The organism is Rhizobium sp. BG4 (assembly GCF_016864575.1).
Lineage (GTDB): Bacteria > Pseudomonadota > Alphaproteobacteria > Rhizobiales > Rhizobiaceae > Rhizobium.
Genome location: NZ_CP044126.1, coordinates 1,167,095 through 1,192,355, shown reverse-complemented (window position 1 = coordinate 1,192,355; position 25,261 = coordinate 1,167,095). Strand labels below are relative to the sequence as shown.

The window sequence follows — 25,261 nt, the reverse complement described above, 5'->3', positions numbered from 1 at the left end:
TACAGGATTTTTTAATCCCCAATTTTCCCGCAGCTGATTAGCTCTATCCGTACTGGAAACGGATATTGCGCGCCATGAATTTCCGAAAGAATTACTCCCTGCCCTCAGTAAAAGCCCTGCGGACGGCCGCATTCGGAGCATCAGGATGCCTCGTTGGGTCCGCTGGGGTTTTACTTATCTTAAACCTTCTTATGCCGGACCGACCATTTTTGGTAGGTTTAATCAGTACATGCTCAATTTCTCTGTTTGTTGCATTTCCGCTGCTTGCAGCAATCGGAAGCAAAAACGCTGAAATCCGGAAGCTACACGAACGGATTAATTACTCGGCCCGCCACGACGCGGCGACGGGCGCTCTCAACGGCACCGCCTTTGCAGCATCCGTCGAGCATTACATCGACCGGCGCAAGCGGATCGCCACCGACTCAGGCGGCATCATGATCGCCGCCGTCGTCGATCCGCTGGACGCGATCAGCCGCCGCTACGGGCCGCAATGGGCCGATACCGTGATGCAGTCGCTCGCCGCCATCATTCAGTCTTCGGTGCGCAGCGGCGATCTCGTGGCGCGGCTCGCCACCAACGAGCTCGGCATCTTCCTGCCGGGCGCCGCCCCCGAAAGCGCCGTCGACATCGCCAACCGCATCCGCGAGCGCGTCTCCGCCGCCGCCTTCGCCGCCGACGAGAACCCGCTCTCCATCGACCTGAAGCTCGGTGGCGCGATCTTCGACGGCCCTGCGGAGTTCAATCGGATTAGGCAGATGGCCGGAGAGCTGGCGATGGATGCGGGTGGCGACGACGAGCCGATCTCGATCGGGCGGTTGCCGGCCGCTTGAAAGCAGAAAAGGCGCTTTCGCGCCTTTTCCAATGGTCTGAGATGAGGACAGCTTAGCCGACGTGCGGCGCGGTCGTCGTGTCGTGCTTGTCGTCGAACAGGATCTTGACCGCCTCGGTGGTGTTCTGGAGAACTGCCACATCGTGCCAGCCGCCGTTTGCGTTGACGCTGACCACGGTATCCGAACCGCTGACCGTCGTCTTGACGCTGGCAAGGGCTTCGGCTTCCGTCGCCTGGTGACCGAGCAAGGTATCGAGAAGCTTCGACACATCGAGCGTGTCGCCTTCGCTGGCCTTGTAGTCGGTGATCACGTCAGCAAGCTTCACATCCTTCAGCGCGTCGGTATCGAGGACGAACGTATCGGCCCCTGCCCCGCCGGTGATGGTGTACATGCCGCCGGCGCCAGAGAGCACGTCGTCACCGTTGCTGCCGATCAGCGAGTAAGCATGGGCGCCGTCTTCGCTGCCGCCGAGCGTCGTATCGAAGGCGACTTCGACGAAGCTGCCATGACCGCCGTCAGCCGTCTGGTAGCTGCCTTCCGAGAGGATCGTCTGGCCGTTGATCGAGGTGTTCGATGCCGCAGCGTCCAGGCTGATGCTGGTGATGTGCTGGTCGGCAAGGCTCGAAAGCTCGCCGGCATCGGTCACGCCGTTATGGTTCAGATCCTGCCAGACGGTGAGCTTCGAGAAGGCCTCGTCAGCCGCATCGATCTTGCCGTCATGGTTGCTGTCGAGCGTTGCCAGAGCCGCGAGGCCCGTGGCATAATTGCCGCCGGCAAAGTGCGGCGAGAAGATCTCGCTGCCATTGTCGATCTTGCCATTGCCATCGACATCCAGCGCCAGAATGCCATCGCTACCGGCCGTCCAGGCAATCTGATCCTTGTGACCGTCGGCATTGATATCGAACTCCACGCCCTGATCGAGCGAGGTGAGTGCGACGCCGTTGTGATCGAGGTCGAGGATGATGGGGTCGATTGCGGAAGGAGCGGTCGTAAAGTTAGCGGCGCTCAGGTTGCCATAACCGACATTGGCGATAGTCATGACGTGATCGAGCGTAAATCCGCTGGTCCTCAGATCGCCTGTCGAAGATGTGACATTCATCAAGTAGATACCAGCGTCGGCCTTATTGCCAGCATCCGAATAGATAACCACCTCATAAACACCAGCGGCTATACTACGAATGCCATTGGCGATCATCGTCTTGACGTCCCCATTATTGGTATCGTCATTCAGATTGTTGGTGATATAGGCCCCGACGCTTCCGCTCGCCTTGTAGAATTCCAGCACCTTGCTGGATGTAACATCCTCATTTTGGCTATCAATAATTTGAAGCGTGCCGCTTACGCTCGTACCGCCGACGACAAGCGCGATCTTGTCAGGCGTACTCGTTCCAAAATCGTTGACGGTGACAAAAGTGTCCCGGCCGCTTGCGATTGTATCATGCTTGAATACCAGCGTATCCGAGGCCGAGTCGCCAGAGCCTAGATTGACAATCCAGGTCTTGTCAGAAAGCGTTCCCGCATTGATCACGACGGTGTCGCCACCAAAGCCGGCATTGATGGTGCCGCCGCCAGTGCTGGCAATAATCGTATCACTGCTGGATGTGCCGGTGATGTTGATGCTTTCCGTCTGGTTCGACAGGTCGATCTTGCCAGCAGAGGTCAGCGCGACATTTTCGATGCTCGATAGCTGACCGTCGCCGGTGCTGGTGAAACCAGCGCCCACCTTCAGAACGTCGTTGCTGCTGTTGCCGCCGACGAAGTTCTCGATACCGGCAATCGACGTGAAGCCGGTCGCAGTGCCTGCCGACAGATCGATCGTAACAGCCTGGCTGGTTCCGGCATAGCTCAGAGTATCGCTCGTGCCGCCGCCAAGATCGGCCGTGACCTGCTCGATGCTGCTGATCGAACCGCCGGCAAGCTGGGTGATCTTGTCGCTCGAGACAATGACCGAAAGCGTGTCGTTGTTTGCAGTGCCGGTAACGACGAGTTTGTCGGTACCGCTGCCACCATTTACGGTGTCGGCGCCAGATCCAACGACATAGTTGATGATGTCATTGCCGCTACCGCCGGTGATCGAGTCAGACTTGGCCGAACCCGTCAACGTGACACCCGTCGAGCTGCCGCTATTGGTCAGCGTCCAACCGTTGCTGCCGGTAGCAGCTGCGAGGTTGATGTCGTTGCCATTCGCTGCGATCGTTGCGCTGCCATTGTTGACGCTCGAGCTTGCCGCCGTCCAGTCGCCAGTGGCGATCACATTTGCCGTGGCGCCCTGCGAAACCTTCAGGATGTCGCCGCCCGACAGATCCGTCACAGCGTCGGTGCCGCTATCGACATTGAACGTGTCGTTGCCCGTGCCGCCTGTCAGCGTGTCGTTGCCGCCACCACCAGTCAGCGTATCGTCGCCAGCGCCGCCAATCAGGGTATTGGCGCTGCTGTTGCCGGTGAGGCTGTCGTTGCCAGAGCCGCCGGTAACATCATCCACCCCAGCGATCGAGTCGAAGCCAGTTGCGGTGCCGTTCGACAGGTTTACGGCGACATCCTGCACCGTACCGGCGTAGGTCAGCACGTCATCGCCACCGCCGTCCATGTTCAGCGTGATATGCTCGACATTGGCGATATTACCGCCTGCCACCGTCGTGATCTTGCCGCCGCTAACGGTCACACCCAACGTCTCGCTGGCGCTGCCGCCGAGGATTGCGAGAGTGTCGTTACCGGCGCCACCATCCACGTTGTCGGCGCCGTCGCCGATGTCGTAGTTGATCGTGTCGTCGCCGCTACCAGCCTTGATGGTATCATTGCCGGAGGAGCCGCTGATGATGAAGCCTTCGGTCTGCTTCGACAGGTCGAGCGTGCCTGCCGAGGTCATCACGACCTTTTCGACAGCAACGATCTGCGCATCGCTGGTGCTGTTGAAGCCGCCTGCGACATAGAGGGTATCGGTGCCGGTACCGCCATCCAGAACGACATCGCTCTGGTCGCCGTAAAGGCTATCGTTGCCCGATCCGCCGTAGAGCCAGTCGGCGCCAGCGCCGCCCTTCAGCGTATCGTCACCGCCGTTTCCGAGGAGGACGTCATCTCCGCCCTTGGCGTCGATGGTTTCAGCGTAGTCGCTGCCGACGAAGATTTCGGATTTATCGCTGCCCGAGAGGTCACTAAACTGCCAAGCGACGCTGACCTTGGCGGCGTCCGTTCCCGCGGTCGGGGAAGCGCCGTCGGAGGTCGTATAGTTGAACGAACCACCGTCAGGGAAAGGCCACGTCCAGGTCACCTGGTCGCTAAACGATACTGCTCCAGCAGCGTGACTTGCCGCATCGCCTGACAAACCGTTTGCGCTGGTGATCTGAAGGCTATCGCCGTCCTGATCCTTGTCGTTCAGCAGCAGAGCCCAATCCGGGATGGAGATGTTTGATACATTGGTGATGACGATATCGTCGGCTGCGACCGGCGCGTGGTTCGGCGATACAACCGCCGTGGGCAGACCCACCGCATCCGTCGTTGTCGCAAAGCCCTGGCCATCCGTATAAGTCGCATAGACAGAGATCTTCGAGCCGACATCTGCCGATGTCAGCGTATAGCTCGAGCCGGTCGCACCGCTGATTTCGGTCGTGCCGCGCAGCCAGTGGTAGGTAACCGTGCCTTCTCCCTTGTCAGGATCATGCGTCGCGATGCCGGCCTGAATGACGTCGCCGACCTTCGGTGCTGCCGACTGCTGCGTGCTGTCGGTGATCGATAGCGTGGCCTTCCCATCATCGACGGGCGTCACGTTGAAGCTGAAATGTCCGGTATCGGGACCAACGCCGTTCTCGCCGCCATCGGCCAGCGAAACGTTGAAGCCTGCGGAGCTGGTTTCGCTTCCGTCGTGAACGAAGACGACCTTGCCGCCTGCCACATCAGCCGCAGTGAAGGTGGACGAGGCCTGGTTGTTGACCAGGATCGTGCCGTTGGTGATCGAGCTTGCCGTAAAGGTCAGCGCAGCGCCGGTGTCCGAAGCATCCGGATCGCTCGCGCCGAGCTCGGCCAAGGTGAGCATATGCTGCCCGCCTTCGGCTACGGTCGATGAAAGTTCGCCGGTGATACGCGGCGCCTCGTTGACGTCCGTGACTGCGATCGAGACGGACTTGTCGGTGAAGTTGTTATGAACATCCGTGACGCGCACGGTTTCCGTCAGCGAAGGCGTCGTTTCGTAGTCGATCGACGTATTGGCGGCGACCGTCACGGCGCCGGTGTTTGCATCAATGACGAACTTGCCGTCGGCCGAGGTCTGCGACGCATGGCCGTTGGCATCGACGAATGCGTAGGTCAGCTTGTCCAGACCGCCGTTGACATCCGTGCCGGCAAGCGTTCCGACGCTCGTTCCTGCTACGGAGTTTTCGGCGACGGTCAGCGTTCCCTCGACGCCCGTGGGCGCGGCTTCCATGAGGGTCTGAACCGTTGCGGTACCGTTGTTGAACTTGAACTGCTCGGTGCCGTTAACGTCGTAGACGTTGTCGCCGATCTTGATTTCGAAGCCGGTGGCGGTCTGCGTAACCGTTGCATCCTTCCAGTCAGCGTTGAAGATGATCGTGTCCTGGCCGCCTTCGCCGCCATTGAAGACGATATGCTGGCTGGACGCAAAGTTGCGCACGTCAAGCGTGTCGCTACCCGCACCACCATTGATGGTGATCGTCGAGGTTGCCAGGCCGGTGCCCGAGAGGTCGCCGCTGACGACGAAGGTGTCGTCGCCCTTGCCGCCCTCGACGACCCATTCTTCGACATTGGTCGTGGCAACTTCGTAGTTGCCGGCCGTTGCCGCGTTGGCCGTGGAGCCTTCTTCGATGTTGACGGCGAGGTTTTTCACGCCGTCGATCAACACGTCGTTGATGTTGAAGGTCGAGCCGGTGTCGCTGCCTGCAATATGCAGGGTGTCGTTGCCGTCGCCACCGTCGATCTTATCGGCGCCGTCGCCTGTGCTGTAGGAGAAGGTATCGTTGCCGGCATCGCCGAAGATCGTGTCGTTACCCTTGCCGCCGGAGATGAAGTCGTCGCCGTCGCCGCCGTGGATGGTGTCGTTGCCGGCACCGCCGCGGATCAGGTCGTCGCCGGTGCCGCCATCGATGATGTCGTTGCCGGTGCCGCCGGTGATGATGTCATTGCCGCCGCCGCCGTTGAGCGTTGCACCTGCGCTTGCAGCATCGCTGGTGACCGAGACTTCGGCGATCAGCGAGCCGTAAGCCGAGCTGCCGCCCGCCACGAATTGCAGCGTGGTCGAGTCGCCCGTTGCCGTGAAGGTAACAGTGCGCTCGATGAAGGTGCCGCCGACCGTCTGCCATGTCGTTCCGGCGTCCGCCTGATCGACAAACTCTTGCGATACGTTGCCGACGGTCACGGTGACAGACGATGACGTCAGGCCATGAGTGAGCGCATCCGGATTGGTCGCCTGCAGGAAGGTGACGGTGTAGGTCTGACCCGCAACCGTCGCGAAGGTTTGCGCGATCGTGCCCTGCGACACGCCCTGCATGTCGACGGCGTTCACACCCGCCGGGAACTTGGCGTTGAGAGCACCGGGAACGAAAAGCAGATCGACGCTGCCGTCGGTGACATTCCAGCCGCCGCCGAGATCGATCGCGTCGGAACCATTGCTGACCATCACCTCGGCATCGCCCTTGAAGCCGCCGTTGGCGATCAGTTCGCTGCCGGCTGTAATGCGGTCGTTGCCTTCGCCGCCCGATAGCGTGTCGGCACCACCGCGGCCGTCGATGATATCATTGCCGTTGCCGCCATCGATGACGTTGGCGCCGGAGGTACCGAGGATCGTGTCGTTGCCGGTGCTGCCGGACACATCTTCAAAATTCGTAATCGAATCCGTTGCAATGACAGTCTTGCCGTCGAGCGACGAGCGGATCGCCACTCCGCTTTGGAGATCGATATTCAGTTGCTCGCTGATCTGCGTGAAGTCGAACTTGTCGACGCCATCGCCGCCATCGACGTGCTGCGCAGCCGCCTGACCGCCGGAAACGAACAGATCGTTGCCACCGTTCAGATTGGCTTCGAGGGCTGTCGCCGAGGAGACATTAGAGAAGTAAACAGTATTGCCGTTGTCATCGCCGGTGATCCTGACCGTCTCGATGCCTGCAGAATGGAGATCGGAGCCTCCCTGGCCAAAGACCAGCCAGTTATAACCCTTCACATCAATGTCCAGGGTCTCGACGTTCTTGACCGTCAGCACCTGTTCTTCCGGCAGGCTGGCGTCGGTACCGTCGCTAGGCGCGATCAGCAGGTTTCCGTCCACAGCCTTGATGTACTCGGTCACGGTCGGGCCGCCATCAGGTGTTGTGACCTTCAGCGTGTCATCGCCCTCGCCGCCATCGATGACATCGGCGCCGTCGCCGATGGTGTAGATGATGGTGTCGTTGCCCGCACCGCCCTGGATGTGATCGGCTCCGGCTCCACCGATGATCGTGTCGTCGCCGTCGCCGCCGTCGATCGTGTCGTCGCCAGCACCGCCGTAAAGCGTATCCTTGCCGTCGCCACCTTCGATCGTGTCATTGCCGCCGAGGCCAGAGATCAGGTCGTCGCCGGTTCCGCCGCGCAGCGTATCGTCGCCTGCGCCGCCGCCGATGATGTCGTTGCCGGCGCCGCCTTCGATCGTGATGCCGCCGTTTTCAAGACCGCTGTGGTAGTCTGCGCCAACGAGGATGATGTCATCCTTCGCGGTGCCGTCGATTTCCTCGACGCTGTTGATGTAGCTCGGTGCGCTATAGGCGTCATAGGCGAAGCCCTTCGTCAGGTCGCCGCTGTCGAGCACGATCTTGTCCGTGCCGTCGCCGCCCTGGACGACATCCATGGTGCCGGCGTAGCCGGTGATGTCGATCGCCTGCTTCGTGCCGTCGCCGAGCTCGATGTAGCGCGTGCCGGAGGCAACCAGATCGGCGCCGAGGCGGAAGGTGTCGTCGCCGGTGCCTCCGGAGAGATTGTCCGCTCCGAGACCGCCCGAAATGTCGTCATCGCCAGCACCGCCGTCGATGCGATCGTTGAGATCGCCACCGATGATCTTGTCGTTGCCGTCGCCGGCGTTGAAGGTGCCGCCTGCAGCATAGAGATCGGCGTAGGTCTTGCCGAGACCGTCTTTTGCGTCAGGCAGATAGACCGTGTCGTCGCCACCCTTGGCGTTGAGATAGTTGCCGTCCTCGAAGTAAGGATTGTTCGGGCTGGTCATCGTCTGGTCGGCTGCGAAGTTGTGCAGATTGACCGTTTCGCCATTGTTGGTGAAGACTTGGTCAAGGACCGAACCGACGGTGATCTTGACGACGATGGGGGCACCATTGGTGATGCCGTCGTTCGGCTTGTAGCTGAAGCTGTCTTCACCGTTATAGTTGGTCGTGGGCACGTAGGAGAACGAACCATCGGCATTGAGGGTCACCGTGCCGTGGGCCGGGCCGGTTACCAGAACCGCCGTCAGCGCATCGTGATCGGGATCCTTGTCGTTTGCGAGAACGCCAGCATTTGCCTGGACGGTGAGCGTGTTGTCCTCGTCGACCTTATAACTGTCAGCATTACCGATCGGGGTGTCGTTGGTACCCGTGACATTGATGGTTGCCGTCGCGGTGTCCTTGCCGCCGTTGCCGTCGGACACTTCGTAGGTGAAGGTAATCTTGCCGGTGTCGTTGACGCCCAGTTCTTTGAACGGATCCTCGTTCGAGGCCGACCAGACCCTGACTGTGCCGTTTTCCGAAACCGTCAGATAGGCATCACCATTCCCGGTGTGGATCTTGTAGACATCATTCTGGCCCTGAACCGCCGAAGCATTAAGGGTCTGGCCACCGATGGTGAACTTGACGTTGTAGACATCGCTCACCTTCAGCGTATCGCCGTCGACGTCGGTATCCTTGCCTGCGCCGGTCAGGACGTTGCCGACAGTAAGCCGGTTACCGGTGGACGCTGCCTCGATTTGCGATTCAGTAACGGTGAAGCTGTCGTCGTTTCCGACCGGGCGGTCATTGGTGCCGACGACAGTGATCTTGACGACCTCGGTCGTGGTGGCGCCGTGGGTATCGGTCACCTGGACGTAGAAGCGCTCGACCTCGGTGTCTCCACGGCCCAGCCCCTGTGTTGCTGCAAGGCTGTTGTTGAGATTGTAGGTCCACTTGCCGTTCTGATCGATCGTCAGTGAACCATAGGTACCGGAGACGGAGGTGACGCTGCTCTGCGTCTGCTGGTCGTGGGCGAGAACCGACCACTTGTCGTTGGTGTCGTCGTCTTCGGCGTCAACATCATACTTCTTCAGCGTGCCGCTGTCGCTTGCATCGCCGGCATAGTAGTTGTTCAAGCGATCGACGCCGGCCTCGGTGACGGTTCCACTCGTGTCGCCACCCGAAATGACCGGCTTGTCGTTGGAGCCTGTGATTGTGACAACAACCTGCTGGGTCGCCGTCGCGCCATGGCTGTCCGTGACCTGCACAGTGAAGGTTTCGGTCGCAGTCTGGTTGAGGTTCAGCTCCTGCGTCGCCTGGCGATCGTCGTCGAGCGTGTAGGTCCACTTGCCGTTCTGATCGACCGAGAACGTGCCGTATTTGCCGTTGACGTTCGAAAGCTCGACCGTGTTCTGGCCCTGCTTGACCAGAACACCCCAGTGGTCGTTGGTGGTGTTGTCGTCAGCATCGACATCGGACTTGACCAGCGTGTCGGAGATCGTGCTCTGACCAACATGTGCGCCAGCGGCGTTGAAGCCGTCTTCGATGACAGAGCCGGTGGCATCGGAATTCGCAATGACCGGCTTGTCGTTGGTGCCGGTGATGTTGATGGTAAGGGTCGTCGTCGACGAAGCGCCATTCGTGTCCTGGATCGTGTAGACGAAGACGTCGGTAGCCTTCTGGCCAGCGCCGAGACCCTGCGTATCCTTGTCAGCGTTGTCGAGCGTATAGGTCCACTTGCCATCGGCGCCGATCGTCACGGTGCCGTACGTGCCCGCTACCTGCACATTCACATGGCCAGAAACGTCAGACGCCGTGTTGTTGCCGGCAGCAACGCCCGTAACCTTGAGATTGGCCTTGTCGCCCGTATCGACGTCGGTATCGTTCGTCAGAACGTTTCCGTTCGCGGTGGAGACGCCCGCAATCGCATTATTGCCCGGGCCGACGCCCGACTCGATGATTGTCGAAACGCTGTCGGCAACTGCGACAGGGCGGTCATTGGTGCCGGTGACGTCGATGGTCAGCGTCGCGGTAGAGGTCGCGCCGTTGGCGTCCTGCATCGTGTAGGTGAACACGTCCTTGCCGTGGTCGCCCTGCCCCAGCTTCTGGGTATCTGTATCGGCGTTGTTGAGCTTGTAGATCCAAGTGCCGTCGGCGTTGATGGTCACCGTGCCGTAGGTGCCGGTGACAACCGTTCCGACCTTGCCCGAAACGTCCGAGCCGAGCCAGCTTGGGCCGGCCGAAACACCGGTCACCACCTTCGTGTCATTGTGGTCGACATCGGTGTCGTTCGCCAGCACGTTGCCAGTCGCCGAGGCGTTGCCGTCCATCGGCGTATTGCCTGGACCGACGCCGGATTCGACGATCGCTGCACCGGTGTTGACATCGTCGTTGGCGACGGGCCGGTTGTTGGCACCGGTAACATCGATTGTCAGCGTGGTCGTCGAGGTGGCACCGTACTTATCGGTGACCGTATAGGTGAAAACATCAGTGCCGTGTTCGCCCTTGGCAAGCGCGATCGTGTCGGCATCGAAATTATTCAACGTATAAAGGTACTTACCGTCCGATCCCATAACCAGGGAGCCATATTTGCCGGCAATGATGTCGGCGACATGGCCGCTGACATCGTTGCCGCCGTTGCTGCCGGCTGAAATACCGGTCACGGTCAGCTTGTCGCCCTTGTCGACATCGAAATCATTCGAAAGAACATTGCCACCAGCGAACGCATCGCCGAGATCCGGCCAGTTGCCCGGGCTGACGCCCGCAGCCTCAACCGAATTCGTATCGGCAACAACCACCGGCGCATCATTCGTACCGGTGATCGTGATGGTCAGCGTCGTCGTCGAGGACGCGCCATACTTGTCCTGCATTGTATAGGTGAAGACGTCGTCGACCTTTTCGCCAACCGTCAGCGCCTGGGTATCCTTGTCGGCGTTGTCGAGCGTGTAGGTCCACTTGCCATCGGCGCCAATTGTCACCGTACCGTACTTGCCTGCAACAACCGAGCCAACCTGGCCGAGGACGTCTGCCGCAGTGTTGCCGCCAGCAGCAACGCCGGTCACAGTCTTCGTGTCACCCTTGTCGATATCGGTATCGTTGGTGAGCACGTTGCCGGTCGCCGATGAAACGCCGGCATAAGCGACGTCGGCCGGGCTCACACCGGATTCGATGATCGAAGCGTTGCTGTCGGCAACTGCGACAGGGCGGTCATTGGTGCCGGTGACGTCGATGGTCAGCGTCGCGGTAGAGGTCGCGCCGTTGGCGTCCTGCATCGTGTAGGTGAACACGTCCTTGCCGTGGTCGCCCTGCCCCAGCTTCTGGGTATCTGTATCGGCGTTGTTGAGCTTGTAGGTCCAAGTGCCGTCGGCGTTGATAGTCACCGTGCCGTAGGTGCCGGTGACAACCGTTCCAACCTTGCCCGAAACGTCCGAGCCGAGCCAGCTTGGGCCGGCCGATACGCCGATAACGGTCTTCGTATCGCCGTGGTCGACGTCAGTATCATTCGTCAGAACGTTGCCGCTTGCAGACGATACGCCGTCAACCGGCGTATTGCCCGGGCCGACGCCAGACTCGACGACGGCGGGGCCGGTGTTGACGTCATTGTTGGCGTCCGGTCGGTTGTTCTGACCGGTCACATCGATGGTCAGCGTTGTCGTCGTGGACGCGCCGTACTTGTCGGTGACGGTGTAGGTGAACACGTCGGAGTCGTGCTCGCCCTTGGCAAGCGCGTTGGTATCGGCGTCGAGGTTGTTCAAGGTGTAGACGTACTTGCCGTTCGCCCCCATCACCAGGAAGCCGTACTTGCCCGTGATGATGTCGGCCACATGACCGCTGACGTCGCCGTTGTTGGTACCGGCAGAGACGCCAGTTACCGTCAGCTTGTCACCCTGATCCACGTCGGAATCGTTCGACAGGACATTGCCCGACGCAAGAGGGTCGCCCAGATCGAAATGGTTGCCGCGGTCGTAGCCCCACGCCTCGACTGAATTCGTATCCGCAACCAGAACCGGCGCATCATTGGTGCCAGTGATGGTGATCGTGACCGTCTGCGTGACCGTGCTGTGGCCATCGAAGAGCTGAACCGTGAAGGTCTCGACCTTGGTCTGCCCCTGAGCAAGGTACTGGATCTTGCTGTCGTCGACTTCATAATTCCAGGTGATCTTGCCAGCGCCGCCATTGGTGCTATCCGTTGCGACACTCGCCGTCAGAGTGCCGAGCGCTCCTTGCGGAGCAGCAACAGTGACCGTATGCGTGTCATGAACATCGACGTCGCTGAAGGAGAGCGTGCCAGAGGTCTTTTCAACTGCCGCCGATTCTTCAGTCGGCTGGGTAGCATCTTCAACAACGGAGCCTGTGACGGAATCAATGTCCGGCGTCACGGAGATGATCGCATCATCGTTCGTGCCGGTGATGGTGATGGTCACCGTCTTCTCAACGATGCTGGTGCCATCGTTGAGCTGGATCGTGAAGGTTTCTTCCTTGGTCTCGCCAGCACCGAGATATTGAATCTTGCTGTCGTCGACCTGGTAGCTCCAAGTGACCTTGCCAGCGCCGCCGTTGGTGGTGTCGTTGGTAACGACAGCGGTCAGCGTGCCGACAGCCCCTTCCGGAGCAGCAACGGTGACCGTGTGGGTGTCATGAACATCGACGTCGCTAAAGGAAAGCGTGCCCGAAGTCTTTTCGACGGCTGCCGATTCTTCCGTAGGCTGCGTCGCGTCTTCGACGACTGCACCGACATCGGTGTTCACTTCGGGAACGACCGAGAAGGCAGCGTCATCGTTTGTGCCAGTGACCGTAACTGCGATCTCCTTGGTGACGGTGTCGCCGTCGCCATCCGTAACGGTGTAGGAAATGTGCAGGAGCGCCGTCTCGCCCTTGGCCAGAGCATCAAACGCCGTGCCCGGGATGATGGTGATGGACTGACCGTCCTTGCCTACCTGGATCTCCGGCAGACCGAGCTTGACGCCTTCAGGCGCATCGGTAACCGTCGGCGCATGAAAGGCGATCGAGCCGCCGTCGGCACCGAAGGTGAAATCCTTGCCGTCAGAAAGGCTTACCGTGAAACCAGCGCCTTCGTCGTTTCCGGCACCCTGGTTTTCGGTCATTCCCGCGGTGACATCATGCGCGGTCGGAGCATCATCGGCGACAACAACCGAAACGCTGCCTGTCGCGCTATCGCCGTCCTTGTCGGTGACCGTGTAGCTGAAGTCGAGGCTCAGGCGATCGTCGGCGCCAGTCTGGCCATGATCCGGATGATCAAGCGGCAGCGACTGCGTGTAGGTGAACGCGCCGGTGGCTGCATTGGTAACCGTCAACTGGAAAACAGTCTCGGTTTTCGTCGTCTCCTGGCCATCAACGATCGTCGTAACCTGGATCGTACCGGTGATCGTCAGGCCGTTGACGGTGATCGTGACATCGTGACCACCAGACTTCAGCCCGGTCGGCACATCAGCACCATCGTCCTGGCCATCAACATCGACAGCGCCCTTGAACGCGATCGAGGTGATCGTGCCGACGTCCTTGCCGCCGTTGAAGCCGAGCGTACCTTCAAGCACCAGCTCCTTGAAGACGTCACCTTCGGTCGTCGTTTCAGCAAGACCGAACGGACCCGACGGGATGATGAACGGCTTGCCATTGAAAAGCTCTTCATTGCCACCAGGCCCACCATCCAGCTGCTGCGTATCGGCCAGCAGCGCCGCCAGCTCCGTCGGCGCATCGTCGCCGCCGGGGGTGGTGTCCTGGAATTCGGCGCCGGAGCTCGGGGCTGCGGCGGATGCGCTGTCGCCGCCGTCGGGGCCGGCGGCTACGTTGATGTGGCTGTCGTTCAGCGCGGCGATGACGGTGTCGCGGGGCAGTTCGACGTCGCCGAGCAGGAAGGTCGGGACGTGGGCTGCGCCGTTGACGATGACGATCTCGGTGCCGTCGGGCTGGACGAGTACCAGATTGGCACCCTCAATGCGGATATCGTCGAGCGAAACGTTGGCGGCCAGATGCGCCACGTTGTTCTGATCCGGAACAATCTCGTTCGGGTTGGCGGCGGCCTGCGGAGCCGGCGGGGCGGCTTCGACGCGGTCGGTCTTCGGCGACTGCTCGCCACCCTGGGTCTGATCGGTTACCTGCGGCGTGCTCTGCGCCTGGGCGAGCTCGACGCGCTCGACCTCAGGAAGCTTGGCATCTTCGCGTCCTGCAGTTTCGTGAACGTCCGAGATCATCTCGTGGGAGGCGTGATCGCCATCAACGTTCGAATTGCGCAGATCTTCGATAGACATGACAGTACCCCAATGAACAATTGAGGTGCAATCAATTACGCGGGCCGTCGAATTGCAATACTTCCTTAACCACCAAGATATAGCCGATTATGCTTCCACCCAAAAATGTTCAGGGACAGTTAACCTTGGAAAGGCCTTTTGGGGTCAGAACGCTAAAATTTGAATAAAATTAAGGAAGTAGCAAGGGGTTTTGGACCCCAAAACGGTTAACGGCGCCCCCTGTTTTCGGGAGCCGCCGTTAACCTTGAGAGGCGTCGATTCGGGGTTTTAGGAGGTCGCCGGGCACCCCTTGTTACGAGGTCAGCGCCTGGGTGCCACGAGGCAGAAATAGGCCCCCTGCGGATCGATGCCGTTGATCACCCAGCTGCCACCCGGAACCTCCATCGGACCAAAGACGATCTTGCCGCCTCCCGATGTAACGCGCTCGATCGCACTGTCGATTTCGGGCACGTTGAAGTAATAGGCCCAGTAAGTCACCGGCATGTCGGCCGGCTTGGTCATCATGCCGCCGGTCTGCTTTCCGTGTTCGGCGAAGATGCGATAAGTGCCCATTTCGCCCATGTCGAAGTCGTGATCCTTGGTCCAGCCGAAGATCTTCCCATAGAAATCGAAGGCCTGCTGCCAGTCGCCGGACATCAGTTCGTGCCAGCCGACATGGCCGGGTGTCGCCATGTCCGGCCGCCAGCCGTCGTCATTCTCCATCGGGAACGGCGTCATGATGCAGAGAACGGCATCGCTCGGGTCAGCGACCACGGCGAAACGGCCGATGGTCGGGATATCCTCGGGTGGGCGGCGGACGCTGCCGCCATTGGCGGCGAAATCCCGGGCCGACTGATCGACATCGTCGACCGCGACATAGCCCGTCCAGTTGGGCGGGATGCCCTGCCCTTCGAGCTCGGCCGGAAACTGCATCATGCCGGCGACGCCGCGGCCATTGGCCTCGAAGATGGTATAGACGCCCATCTCGCCCATCGGCATTTCCTTGGTCGCCCAGCCGACGACCGAACCGTAGAATTTTGCAGCTGCCGCCGGATCGGGCGTCATCAGCTCGCACCAGATGAACTTGCCATGCGTATCGGATGCCATGATCTTTCCCTTTCAGACTATCGGATGTCATTTCCATCGGGCGCCCTGATGGGGCGCCGGGGGATTACGGCTTGCGTGCGTAGCGCGCTTGCATGAATTGCTTCCAGCTGCCGTCGGCCTGCTTGGCTGATGAGGTGAAGGTGCGGTTGTCGTCGTCTATGAAGGCGATCTGTTCGCGGTAATCCTGCTCGGCGCCGGAAAACTCGAAATCAGGACCGCGGGTATAGAGGGTAAGAACCTTGCCATCGGGCGACATCTCCCCTTCATAGATCCACATATGATCCATCATCGAGCCGATCCAGGTGCCGATATATTTGCCCCTGGAGGCGGAGTAGCCGAGGGTCAGCACCGTGGTTCCGGCGCCGCAACCCGGCACGTCGCCGTTTCCTTCGGCGACGAACCAGATGCCGTGAAGCGAGCGGACGACTTCCGTCCATTGCTCGTTTGGGCTCATGTCCTTGGACGTAACGCTCCAGGTGCCGACAAGCTTTTCGAGAAAGCGGTGCTCCTCGCGCACCTTTGCTGGTTCCATCATCCTTCATCCTCCCTTGAATGATGTTGGCTTGAACGATGCTGGCAGCTGTCAGTGGCAGCAGGATGGACCGTTCCTGGCGCTCTCGTATTCGTCATGGCGCTTGACGAAATCCATGGTCGAGGTCTCGTTGCGTCCCTTCGGCGCGCAGTCGAGCACCATCAGCGTGCCGAGCGCTTCCTCGCCGCCGCGCGCATAATTGGAATAGGTGTGGAAGATCTCGCCCTTGTCGTTCTTGTAGAAGACGCTCATGCCGGGAAGCTCGTCATGCGCATCCTCGGACTTGATCTCGGTGAAATTGTAGAAAACCTTGCCCTTGGCCAGGTCCTCGGGCGTGAAGGAGACGTGGTAGTCGAAGTTGAAATCGCTGTTCAGCGACGAGACCCAGGGGAATTTCCAGCCCATGCGCTTCTTGTAGGCTTCGATCCGCTCGACCGGGGCGCGGGCGACGGCAACCCAGGTGACATCGTGATTGTTGAGATGCGGCAGCATGCCGTCGACATGATCGGACAGGAACGAGCAGCCGGTGCAGCCTTCCTTCCATTCCGGCCCCATCATGAAATGATAGACCATCAGCTGGCTGCGGCCATCGAAGAGATCGGAGAGCGACTTCTCGCCCGACGGCGTATCGAAGCGATAGTCCTTGTCGACCTTGACCCAGGGCAGCGCCATACGCTCGGCGCGCAGCTTGTCGCGCTGGCGGGTCTCTTCCTTTTCCTTGAGCAACAGCGCGCGGCGGGCTTCGAGCCATTCTTCGCGGGAAACGACAGCATTCTGCATGATCGCACGCCCTCCTCCGGCGTGGCCGGCAAGGACCGGCATTTCGTTCTGCTTCGCTTGACTAAATAGATTGATATCAATAGAAATAGATCATGTCAAATTCGGCCGAGATTCCCTATTCCACAACGCTTCTGGTGCGCGACACCTGCCTCTGCCTGCATGTTCAGCGGGCCGCGCGGGCGCTCGCCCGGCTGTTCGACGATGCACTGCGTCCTGTCGGCCTCACCAACGGGCAATTCTCGCTGATGATGTCGCTCAACCGGCCGGAGCCGCCGCCGATGGGGCCGGTCGCCAATCTGCTGGCCATGGACCAGACCACGTTGACCGCCGCCCTGAAGCCGCTGCAGCGCCGTGGATGGGTAAATGTAACGCCGAGCCCGAAAGACAAGCGCTCGCGGCTCCTGAGCCTGACGGCCGAGGGCAAATCGGTGCTCGCCGCTGCCGTGCCGATCTGGCAGAGCACGCATGCGATGCTGGAGGACAAGCTGCCGGGCGCCAATGGCGACGGGTTGCGCGCGATGCTGCTGTCGCTCTGCTGATCAGGGCGCGATGCGCGGATCGGCGCCGAAATCGGCGCGCGAGAAACCGATCCTGACCTTCGGAAATTCGCAGATCGCCTGAACGCCCGTGGCCGACAGCCGGATGCGCCAGGTCTGCCGCTCGGCGGGTTCGCGGGCGCTGAAGACGCTGGCGGTCAGCAGCGCAATATTGCGGCCATGACGGGGATCGCGCACGGATTCATAGAGGATCGCTTCGCCACCAGCAGCGCGGGCGGCTTCGGCCAGCGCCTGGCATGGCTCGTAATTCTGCAGGTCCGTCCATGCGGCGCGGTCGCGGTCGAGCGGCGGGGCCGTCAAATCGAGCGCTGCCCTGGTCGAAACCGGTGCCGAAAAGGCGGTATATTCGGCGGCATTGGCGGGCAGCGGTGTATCAGGCGAATCCGCGAAGAACAGCAGGCGGTAGAAGGCCATTTCCGACAGCGCCGTCTCGACCTTTTCCGACGCGTAGAAGACCCCGAGCGTGCGCCCTGCCCGGCGGAAGCGCGAGCCGTGCGGATAGACGGCGCCGTAGCGGAAAGGCGTCGCCAGCAGATAATCCAGCCCCTGACATTCAGGCGGCAATGCCGGCTTGCTCTCTTCCAGCAGGTTTTCGAGCAGCGACTGCTCCTCCAGCGTATCGACGAGCTTCAGCGTCGAGATCTGATGCTGCGCCTCCACCAGCCGCCAGAAGCGGCCGGAGATGGCACGCAGCTCAGACGACAGCGCGGCGGGCGTCCAGATAGGCAAGGACATCGGTGAGGCCTGATATGCTGACGATCTTGTCGAGGGGCGTGGCGCCGAGCGCCATATTGGCATTGCGCAGCCACTGCCGCGCCACCGCCTCGTCGCCGCCGACGATGGCATCCAGCGAGCGGAACAGCCGCACCAGCAGGATGGCGAGCTCGAACGGCTTGCTGTTGCGCTCCAGCAGATGATCCTGCCGCTTCATGCGCGAAACGGTAGCTTCGGAAACGCCGAGCACGGCTGACAATGTGCGCGCGCTGATGCCAAGCCGATCGGCAGCGTTGACGGCGGCCTTGGTGATGACGGCGGCTTCGGCGATCGCGCGGGTTTGTTCGGGGCTTGGTGCGGGCATGCGTCTATCCTTTCCTTGGAAAGAATATAGCGATTTTATTTCAGAAGAAAAGATGTGGTTTGCGCACAGGCAGGCAAAACAACTCTCCGCCCTCATCCCTGTGCTTTCACAGGGATCCAGCAGCGCCGCGTCGGCGGTGCGGAAGAGTCTTTCCGGCCCAAGGACTTGGGCCGGCTGGATTCCTGTGACAAGCACAGGAATGAGGGAACACGCGGAGGCGTTCCTCAGGCTTCTCTTCTCCCCTCAGGTAGAAGGAAAACTCAATCAGGCAACGGTGACCGGAACTTCGGTCGAGGTGCGCATCGCGTGGCTGTACGGGCAGACGATGTGGGCGGCAGCGGCAAGCTTTTCAGCCGTTTCGCGATCGAGGCCCGGGATGTGGACCGTCAGCGCCACTTCGATGCCGAAGCCACCGCCATCTTCGCGCGGGCCGATGCCGACCTTGGCGGAGACCGTCGCGTCTTCCGGAATCTTGACCTTCTGCTGGCCAGCGACAAATTTCAGAGCGCCCAGGAAGCATGCGGAGTAGCCGGCGGCAAAGAGCTGCTCGGGATTGGTGCCGGTGGCACCGTCGCCGCCGAGTTCCTTCGGAACCGTCAGCGTGACGTCGAGAACGCCGTTATCGGTTACGGCGCGGCCTGCGCGGCCACCGGTGGCGGATGCTTGGGTGGTGTAGAGGATAGGCATGTCAGTCTCCTTTGCGTTGGGGTTGCGATTTATATAATGCGCAATTAAATTGTACGCAAGTGAATTTTGCAAATTGCATTCGGAATCTGAAAAGACGACAATTGCAGAGACAGGACACACGGATATGAAAGCGCAGACGGCAAGGACGATGGAAATACCGGCAGAGGAAAAGAAGCTGGAGCGCCAGCTCTGTTTCGCGGTCTATTCGACGGCGCATGCCTTCACCCGCGCCTACAAGCCGATCCTCGACAAGGTCGGCCTCACCTACCCGCAATATCTGGCCATGCTGGTGCTCTGGGAAAAATCGGAATTGCCCGTGAAGACGATCGGCGAAAAGCTCGACCTCGATTCCGGCACGCTTTCGCCACTGCTGAAGCGGCTGGAACAGAACGGCCTGATCAAGCGCACCCGCGATTCCCGTGACGAGCGCCAGGTACTGGTCTCGCTGACGCCGAAGGGCGATGCGATGCGCGGCGAGGTCGATACGATCATGGGCTCGATCGGCGACGCGATCGGCTGCACGCTCGACGAGATGACGGAGATCCGCAAGCTGCTGGAAGGCCTGCGGTCAAATTTGAACGGCGCGGAGTAAAGACCCGCGCCGATGGCGCGGGCCGGTTTTGTTATTCGGCGGCCTGATAGGCGGCCGGGACTGCCGCACGGGAGCCGCGCGGACCGAGGGCGGCGAAGAGCACCACCAGCACCGAGAGGATGGCGACGAAGCTGACGCCCGCGGTATAGGCGTCGTAGCCCATCGACGGGGCGGCGCTGAAGACGGCGGAGGCTGCTGCGAGCACGATGCCGCCGCCGATCTGGAAGGCGGCGAAGAGCAGACCGGAGGCGAGGCCCGACTTGTCTTCCTCGACATCAGAGAGTGCCGCAACCTGCACCGACGGATAGGTCATCGCATAGCCGACGCCGAGTGGGATCTGCGACAGCGCGACGAGCAGCACCGGATTGACGTGGCCGGCGGCCAGCACCCAGAAGATATAGCTCGAGGCCTGCAGGGCGACGCCAAGTGTCATCAGGCCCGTGGTGCCGCGGTTCTGGGCGACTGTCGCAAAGCGCGGTGCGAGGAACATCACGCAAACGCCGCCGAAGGCGAAGCAGAAGCCCGTCACGAAGGCCGACCAGCCGAGTTCATCCTGATAATAGAGCGTGGCGATGAACTGGAAGCCGACATAGACGCCCTGGAACAGCGCTGCCAGCAGGTTGGCATGGCTGAGCTTCGCCTTGCGGAAGATGCCGAGCGGCACCATCGGATCCTTGTGTTTGGATTCGACGACCAGGAAGAGGCCGATCAGCACCACGGCGGCGAGGAGCGAGCCCCAGGTCGGGACCGCATTCCAGCCCTCGGCGGCGGCATTGGTGATGCCGAAGACGAAGAGCAGCAGGCCGGGGGTGATGGTCAGCGCGCCAGCCCAGTCGAAGGACGGGCGCTTGCCGCCGAGCGCAACGTCACGCGGCAGCACATAGGGAGCGGCGAACAGCGCAAGGATCGCCACCGGGGCGCCCATGACGAGCGTCGCCCGCCAGCTGATGATGGTGGCGGCACCGCCGAGAACCATGCCGAGCACGAAGCCGGTGGCACCCGTCGAGGCGAAGACGCCGAGCGCCTTGGCGCGGGCATTGCCTTCGCCAAAGACGGAGAGAAGCAGGGCGAGTGCGGCAGGCGCGGTAAAGGCGGCGGCGATGCCCTTGATCAGGCGGGCGGCGATCAGCGTCGGACCGCTGTCCACGAAGCCGCCGGCGATGCTGGCGGCGGCGAAGACAGCGAGCGACCAGAGGAAGACGCGGCGATGGCCGAAGACATCGGCGACGCGGCCGCCGAGCAGCAGGAAGCCGCCATACCCCAGCACATAGGCACTGACGGCCCATTGCAGTGAGGTAGCGGGCATCCCAAGTTCAGCCTGGATGGCGGGCAACGCCACGCCGATGGTGGAGACGTCCATGGCATCAAGGAAATTGGCGGCGCAGAGCAGCAGCAGTGCCAGCCCCGCGCCCCTTGGCGATTGGGAGAGTGTCATCGAAATCGTTCCTTTCGGCTGCCGCGGTTGGGAGGAAGCGGCAGGGAACGAGAAAATGACCATCTCCTAATCCTATTGCAAATTGATAGTACCCATGGCAGGTATTACTGATAATGATAAACGATGCGACCCTCCGAAAGATCGACCTGAACCTGCTTCTCGCCTTCTCGGTGCTGATGCAGGAGCGCAATGTCAGCCGCGCCGCCGAACGGCTGCTGCTCGGGCAGCCCGGGCTTTCAGCCGCGTTGAAGCGATTGCGAGAGGCGTTGAACGACGAACTTTTCGTGCGCGTCGGGCGCGGCCTGCAGCCGACGCCGCGGGCGCTGTCGATCGCCCCGGTCATCGAAGAGGCGCTCACCTGCATCGAGAAAGCCATCCGTCCGCCCGCCGCCTTCGATCCCGCGAGCTATGAAGGCGAATTCCGCATCAGCATGTGCGACAATCTCGAGACTGCCTTCTTCGGCCCGCTGGCGGCGCGCCTGCGGCAGCTGGCGCCCGGTGCGAAGCTGATCGGCGTCGCCTCGGAAAAGCGAGAGGCGGCAAAGCTTCTCGATGACGGCGCCTATGACTTCAGTGTCGCCGTGCATGACGAACCGGCCTCATGGCACGTACGGGAGCCGCTGTTCGAGCAGTGCTCGATGTCGATCTACGACCCAACCCAGTTGCGTCTCAAGGCACCGCTCGGGCTCGCAGACTTCGTCGCCAACCCGCATATCACCATCGCCTATGACAGCGATGCGGCGGCGACGACGCTCGACATTGCGCTTGCCCGCATCGGCCTGAAGCGGACGGTTGCCGCCAGCGTCCCCCGCTTCTCGGCGCTGCCGACGGCGCTGAAGGCAATGCCGGCGATCGCGACGGTGCCTGAAGCAATCGCCCGCTGCATGGCACAGCTGCACGGATTGGCGATCGCCAGGCTGCCATTCGACATCCCGGCCGATCCCGTAAGCATGCTGTATCGCCGCGTCGACCAGGCCGATGGCCGGGCCGTCTGGTTCCGCAGACTGTTCATCGAGGTGGCATCGGCAGCCCTCGAAGCCTCGGGGTGCACGACCACGATTGCGAAAAAAGCCGCTGCTTAACGACTTGTTTGCCAAGCTGCCTTAAAAAAGCCGATCACGAAATGTGTTTGGCATAATCGGGAACGTGAGGTACAACGTCTCGCCGAGTGATTTGGGGCTGGACCGATAAAACTTGGGAGGCACTGCCGTTGAGGGGCAAAACCATCTCCGCGATTTTGTTCGCAGGACTGGCCGTCACGGGTTGCAGCACGGCCAACGAGCCAGACGCACTCGATGCCAAAGCAACGCCCGCAGCGAAGAAGACCGTCGCCGCCGCTCCGGGCAAAGTCACCTATAATTACACCGCAAAGGACCGCGAGTGCCTGAAGCGCGCGATGTATTTCGAATCCGAGCATTCGGATCGTGATGGCTATATGGCCGTGGGTACCGTGGTGATGAACCGCCTGACCTCGCAGGCCTATTCCGATTCCATCTGCGGCGTTGTCGGCCAGAAGAAGCAGTTTGCGCCTGGCGTTCTGACCCGCACCGTCGAGCCGGTCGCCGAGCCGCAGCTCGATGCTGCCGCCGACGACATTCTGCGCGGCGCCCGCCATCCAGGCGTCAAGGAAGCGATGTTCTTCCATACCGAGGGGCTGAGATTCCCCTATGGCAACATGCATTACGTCACCGCCGCCGGCGGCAATGTCTTTTACGAGAAGCGCGGCAAGGACGGCGAATTGCAGACGCCGGCGCCGATGCCTTCCTATGAAGTGGCGATGAACTACGTGTCCAACGACCAGCGGTCGGGCGCCGTGCAGTTCGCAGGCGTCGAGCAGTATAGCGCCGCCCCGCAGCCGGCCCCGGCAACGCCTGCCGTCGGCGCTCCGCCGCCGCCTTCGACACAGGTCGCCTATACGCAGGTCGCCGCCGCTGATCCGGATGGCCCGGCGCCGTTCGAAATCCTGCTGCCGGAGACCGGCCCGGTCCCGGCTGCGATGCCCGGCGAAGCCGCACCCGCTCTGGCCCTCCAACCCGCCTCCACAGGCTCGCTGCCGCAGGCCTCACAGATGCAGATGCAATTCCAGGCGCAGCCGGCACCCCAGACCCTGCAGGCACCACAGCTGCAGCCCGCCGCCGATGTGCTGACCCCGCCCACCCGCGTCGTCCTGCCAACGCCGCGCCCGGCCTACAACAGCGCATCGCTCAATCTCGGGCCGCTGCGCGCCGGCGGCTAAAGCCGGATCGCTCAATTGAAAAAAAGCTCCCTGGCTTACGCCACGGGAGCTTTTTTATTGGGCTTACGTCTTCGCTTGATTACCGCGTCTTGCCCTCATCGGCCTGCATCACATCAGGCGCGAAGCGGCCGCGTTCGTCGGCTTCCATCAGCTCGTTGCTGACATTGCGGATATGGCGGGCCATCGCCTTGTAGGCGGCGTCGGATTGCGCAGTTTGAGCGCCGTCAGAACCGCATGGTGATCGCCGATCCACAGCGGCCGGACGCTGGGTGCGTGAATGTGCTCATGCAGCTTCTTCCACATCAGCGACTCGTCGCGCTGCACCCAGAGCGCCTCGACGATCGAGACGATGATCGCGTTGCCGGTCATCCGGGCGATGGTCATGTGGAAATCGCGGTCGCCCTTTTCGTTGAGCAGGGTGACATCGGTCTCGTGTTCCATCTGCGCAACGCATTCTTCGAGCACCGCGATATCGTAATTCGTCGCCCGCTCGGCGGCCATCGCCGCCGCGCTGGATTCGATCGCAAGCCGGGCTTCCAGTAACTCAAACGGTCCCGGCCCGGCATCGGCATTGATCTTGTCGAAATTCACCTGGTTGCCGCGGACCGGCAGCACGACGATACCCGCCCGGCCCTTCACTTCGACGAGGCCGCGCATTTCGAGCGCGATCACCGCCTCGCGCACGACGGGGCGGCTGACCTCGAGCTCTTCCGCAAGCTCGCGCTCGGAAGGCAGGCGCCAGTCGGGATTCTTGACATTCGCCTCGATCATCCGGGCGATCCGCCGCGCGACGATCTGGTAGAGCCGCTGTTCCCCCTGGACCCTCAGCGGTTGTGCGGCTGCTTCCATTTTCTTCTCCTTGCGCGCCACCCTCTAAAGCCGGGTGGCGCCGTTTCGATAGCCAGCCTCAGGCGCTGGCGGCCATGCGGCGCTCTTCTTCCGGCAGCCACGAGCGGTAGAGCGGGTGCTCCGCCGTGATCGGCATCGGCGTCGGCTTGCCGGTGCGCTGCGAATAATAGGCAGCGGTGACGAGTTCCAGCGAATTGCGCGCATCCTGCAGCGTCACCGGCGGCTCCTTCCCGTCCATGATCGCCTGATGGAACAGCTCGAACTGGCGGGTATAGCCGTCTTCCGTCGGCTGGTAGCCGGCAAGCGCGTCATCGACCCGCTTCTGGTGCTCTTCGGTCCCGGCGATGAAGGTCCAGGGATCGCGACCCATCGTGTAGGGTTCGAGGATGCTTTCGGCAACGAGATCGTGGAAGCAGAAACGCAGGCGCGAGATCTCCTTGCGGGAGCCGAGCGTCATCGACAGCGTTGCCAGCGAGCCGTTCTGCATCTTGACGGCAAGCGCCATCGTGTCCTCGACCTCGATCTTGTTCACCAGCGTTGCGCCATAGGCGAAGACCTCGGCGCAGGCGCCGTGCACGTAGTTCAGCATGTCGTGAGCATGGATCGCATGGCCGAGAAGGCCGCCGCCGAGTTCGCTCTTCCACTTGCCACGCCACGGAACCTCATAATAGGCAGGACCGCGCCACCAATGGGTCTCGATCGTCGTCATGAACGGCCGGCCAGTCAGGCCAAGTTCGATCAGCCGCTTCAGCTTCTGCAGGCCGGAACCATAACGATACTGGAAGATCGGCATCAGCTTCCTGCCATTGGAGCGGGCGACGATGCGGCTCATCTCGTCGACATCGGCGATCGAGCCGAAAAGCGGCTTCTCGCAGATGACATGCTTGCCTGACTCGATACCCTTCTTGCAGAGCTCGAAATGCGAATCCGGCGGGGTCGAGACGTCGATGATGTCGAGATCGTCGCGGGCGAAGAGCTCGTCGGCATTCTGCGTATATTCGGGGATGCCGTGCTTGGCGCACAGTTCGCGGCCGCGATCTTCATCGAGAGAGCAAAGAACGGGAGCCTCGAAGAGATCCTTGTTCCAGTCGTAGCCGATCATGTGGCGGGCGGCGATACCGGCGCCGATGACGCCAACGCGCAATTTCTTGGTCATGATAC

At 61.4% G+C, this 25,261-nt stretch carries 15 protein-coding genes; 5 read left to right on the top strand and 10 right to left on the bottom strand.

The window, feature by feature from the left end; all coding sequences use genetic code 11:
- Window positions 1-74: 74 nt before the first annotated feature.
- On the top strand, window positions 75-830 hold the full coding sequence (locus tag F2982_RS25630) for a GGDEF domain-containing protein (protein ID WP_199625905.1): 756 nt from the start codon (window positions 75-77) through the stop codon (window positions 828-830).
- A gap of 52 nt (window positions 831-882) precedes the next feature.
- On the opposite strand, the gene F2982_RS25625 is transcribed toward F2982_RS25630, so the two are convergent.
- From F2982_RS25625 to F2982_RS25610, 4 genes are all read right to left on the bottom strand, one after another.
- On the bottom strand, window positions 883-14,268 hold the full coding sequence (locus F2982_RS25625) for a VCBS domain-containing protein (RefSeq protein WP_203430356.1): 13,386 nt from the start codon (window positions 14,266-14,268) through the stop codon (window positions 883-885).
- A 300-nt stretch (window positions 14,269-14,568) separates the two neighbouring features.
- Window positions 14,569-15,354 carry a VOC family protein gene (locus F2982_RS25620; RefSeq protein WP_130280651.1) on the bottom strand — a complete coding sequence of 262 codons (786 nt, stop codon included), beginning with the start codon at window positions 15,352-15,354 and terminating at the stop codon, window positions 14,569-14,571.
- 64 nt (window positions 15,355-15,418) lie between these two features.
- Window positions 15,419-15,889: a DUF1579 domain-containing protein gene (locus tag F2982_RS25615; protein WP_130280649.1), complete on the bottom strand. Its 471-nt coding sequence runs from the start codon at window positions 15,887-15,889 to the stop codon at window positions 15,419-15,421.
- A gap of 48 nt (window positions 15,890-15,937) precedes the next feature.
- The gene (locus tag F2982_RS25610; RefSeq protein WP_203430355.1) at window positions 15,938-16,666 is read right to left on the bottom strand and encodes a thioredoxin family protein; all 729 of its coding nucleotides are present in this window, start codon (window positions 16,664-16,666) and stop codon (window positions 15,938-15,940) included.
- Between the two features lie 92 nt (window positions 16,667-16,758).
- Between F2982_RS25610 and F2982_RS25605 the strand changes: the two genes are divergently transcribed.
- Entirely contained in the window at window positions 16,759-17,205 is a 447-nt protein-coding gene (locus F2982_RS25605; RefSeq protein WP_130280645.1) for a MarR family winged helix-turn-helix transcriptional regulator, read from the top strand.
- Here F2982_RS25605 and F2982_RS25600 read toward each other — a convergent pair whose 3' ends face one another.
- The 3 genes from F2982_RS25600 to F2982_RS25590 all read right to left on the bottom strand — a co-directional run bounded on the left by F2982_RS25600 (window position 17,206) and on the right by F2982_RS25590 (window position 18,988).
- Window positions 17,206-17,958: an RES family NAD+ phosphorylase gene (locus F2982_RS25600; protein WP_203430354.1), complete on the bottom strand. Its 753-nt coding sequence runs from the start codon at window positions 17,956-17,958 to the stop codon at window positions 17,206-17,208.
- Entirely contained in the window at window positions 17,918-18,301 is a 384-nt protein-coding gene (locus F2982_RS25595; RefSeq protein WP_203430353.1) for an MbcA/ParS/Xre antitoxin family protein, read from the bottom strand. Before F2982_RS25595 ends, F2982_RS25600 begins: the two co-directional genes overlap by 41 nt.
- 264 nt (window positions 18,302-18,565) lie before the next feature.
- Window positions 18,566-18,988, bottom strand: a complete 423-nt coding sequence (locus F2982_RS25590; protein WP_130280639.1) for an organic hydroperoxide resistance protein — start codon at window positions 18,986-18,988, stop codon at window positions 18,566-18,568.
- A gap of 124 nt (window positions 18,989-19,112) precedes the next feature.
- Between F2982_RS25590 and F2982_RS25585 the strand changes: the two genes are divergently transcribed.
- Entirely contained in the window at window positions 19,113-19,580 is a 468-nt protein-coding gene (locus F2982_RS25585; RefSeq protein WP_203430352.1) for a MarR family transcriptional regulator, read from the top strand.
- A gap of 31 nt (window positions 19,581-19,611) precedes the next feature.
- On the opposite strand, the gene F2982_RS25580 is transcribed toward F2982_RS25585, so the two are convergent.
- Window positions 19,612-21,015 (bottom strand): MFS transporter, encoded by a 1,404-nt coding sequence (locus F2982_RS25580; protein ID WP_203430351.1) that lies wholly within the window; start codon window positions 21,013-21,015, stop codon window positions 19,612-19,614.
- Between the two features lie 113 nt (window positions 21,016-21,128).
- Here F2982_RS25580 and F2982_RS25575 point away from each other — a divergent pair, with 113 nt between their 5' ends.
- A complete protein-coding gene (locus F2982_RS25575) occupies window positions 21,129-22,097 on the top strand; it encodes a LysR substrate-binding domain-containing protein (RefSeq protein ID WP_203430350.1) in 969 nt (322 codons plus the stop codon).
- A gap of 128 nt (window positions 22,098-22,225) precedes the next feature.
- Window positions 22,226-23,251 carry a cell wall hydrolase gene (locus F2982_RS25570; RefSeq protein ID WP_246777594.1) on the top strand — a complete coding sequence of 342 codons (1,026 nt, stop codon included), beginning with the start codon at window positions 22,226-22,228 and terminating at the stop codon, window positions 23,249-23,251.
- Between the two features lie 147 nt (window positions 23,252-23,398).
- Here the strand turns inward: F2982_RS25570 and F2982_RS25565 are convergent, their stop codons facing one another.
- Together F2982_RS25565 and F2982_RS25560 are read right to left on the bottom strand one after the other, a co-directional pair.
- Complete coding sequence (locus F2982_RS25565; protein WP_281438218.1) at window positions 23,399-24,100, bottom strand: FCD domain-containing protein; 702 nt, start codon at window positions 24,098-24,100, stop codon at window positions 23,399-23,401.
- A 58-nt stretch (window positions 24,101-24,158) separates the two neighbouring features.
- Complete coding sequence (locus F2982_RS25560; protein ID WP_203430349.1) at window positions 24,159-25,256, bottom strand: Gfo/Idh/MocA family oxidoreductase; 1,098 nt, start codon at window positions 25,254-25,256, stop codon at window positions 24,159-24,161.
- Between the last annotated feature and the right edge of the window lie 5 nt (window positions 25,257-25,261).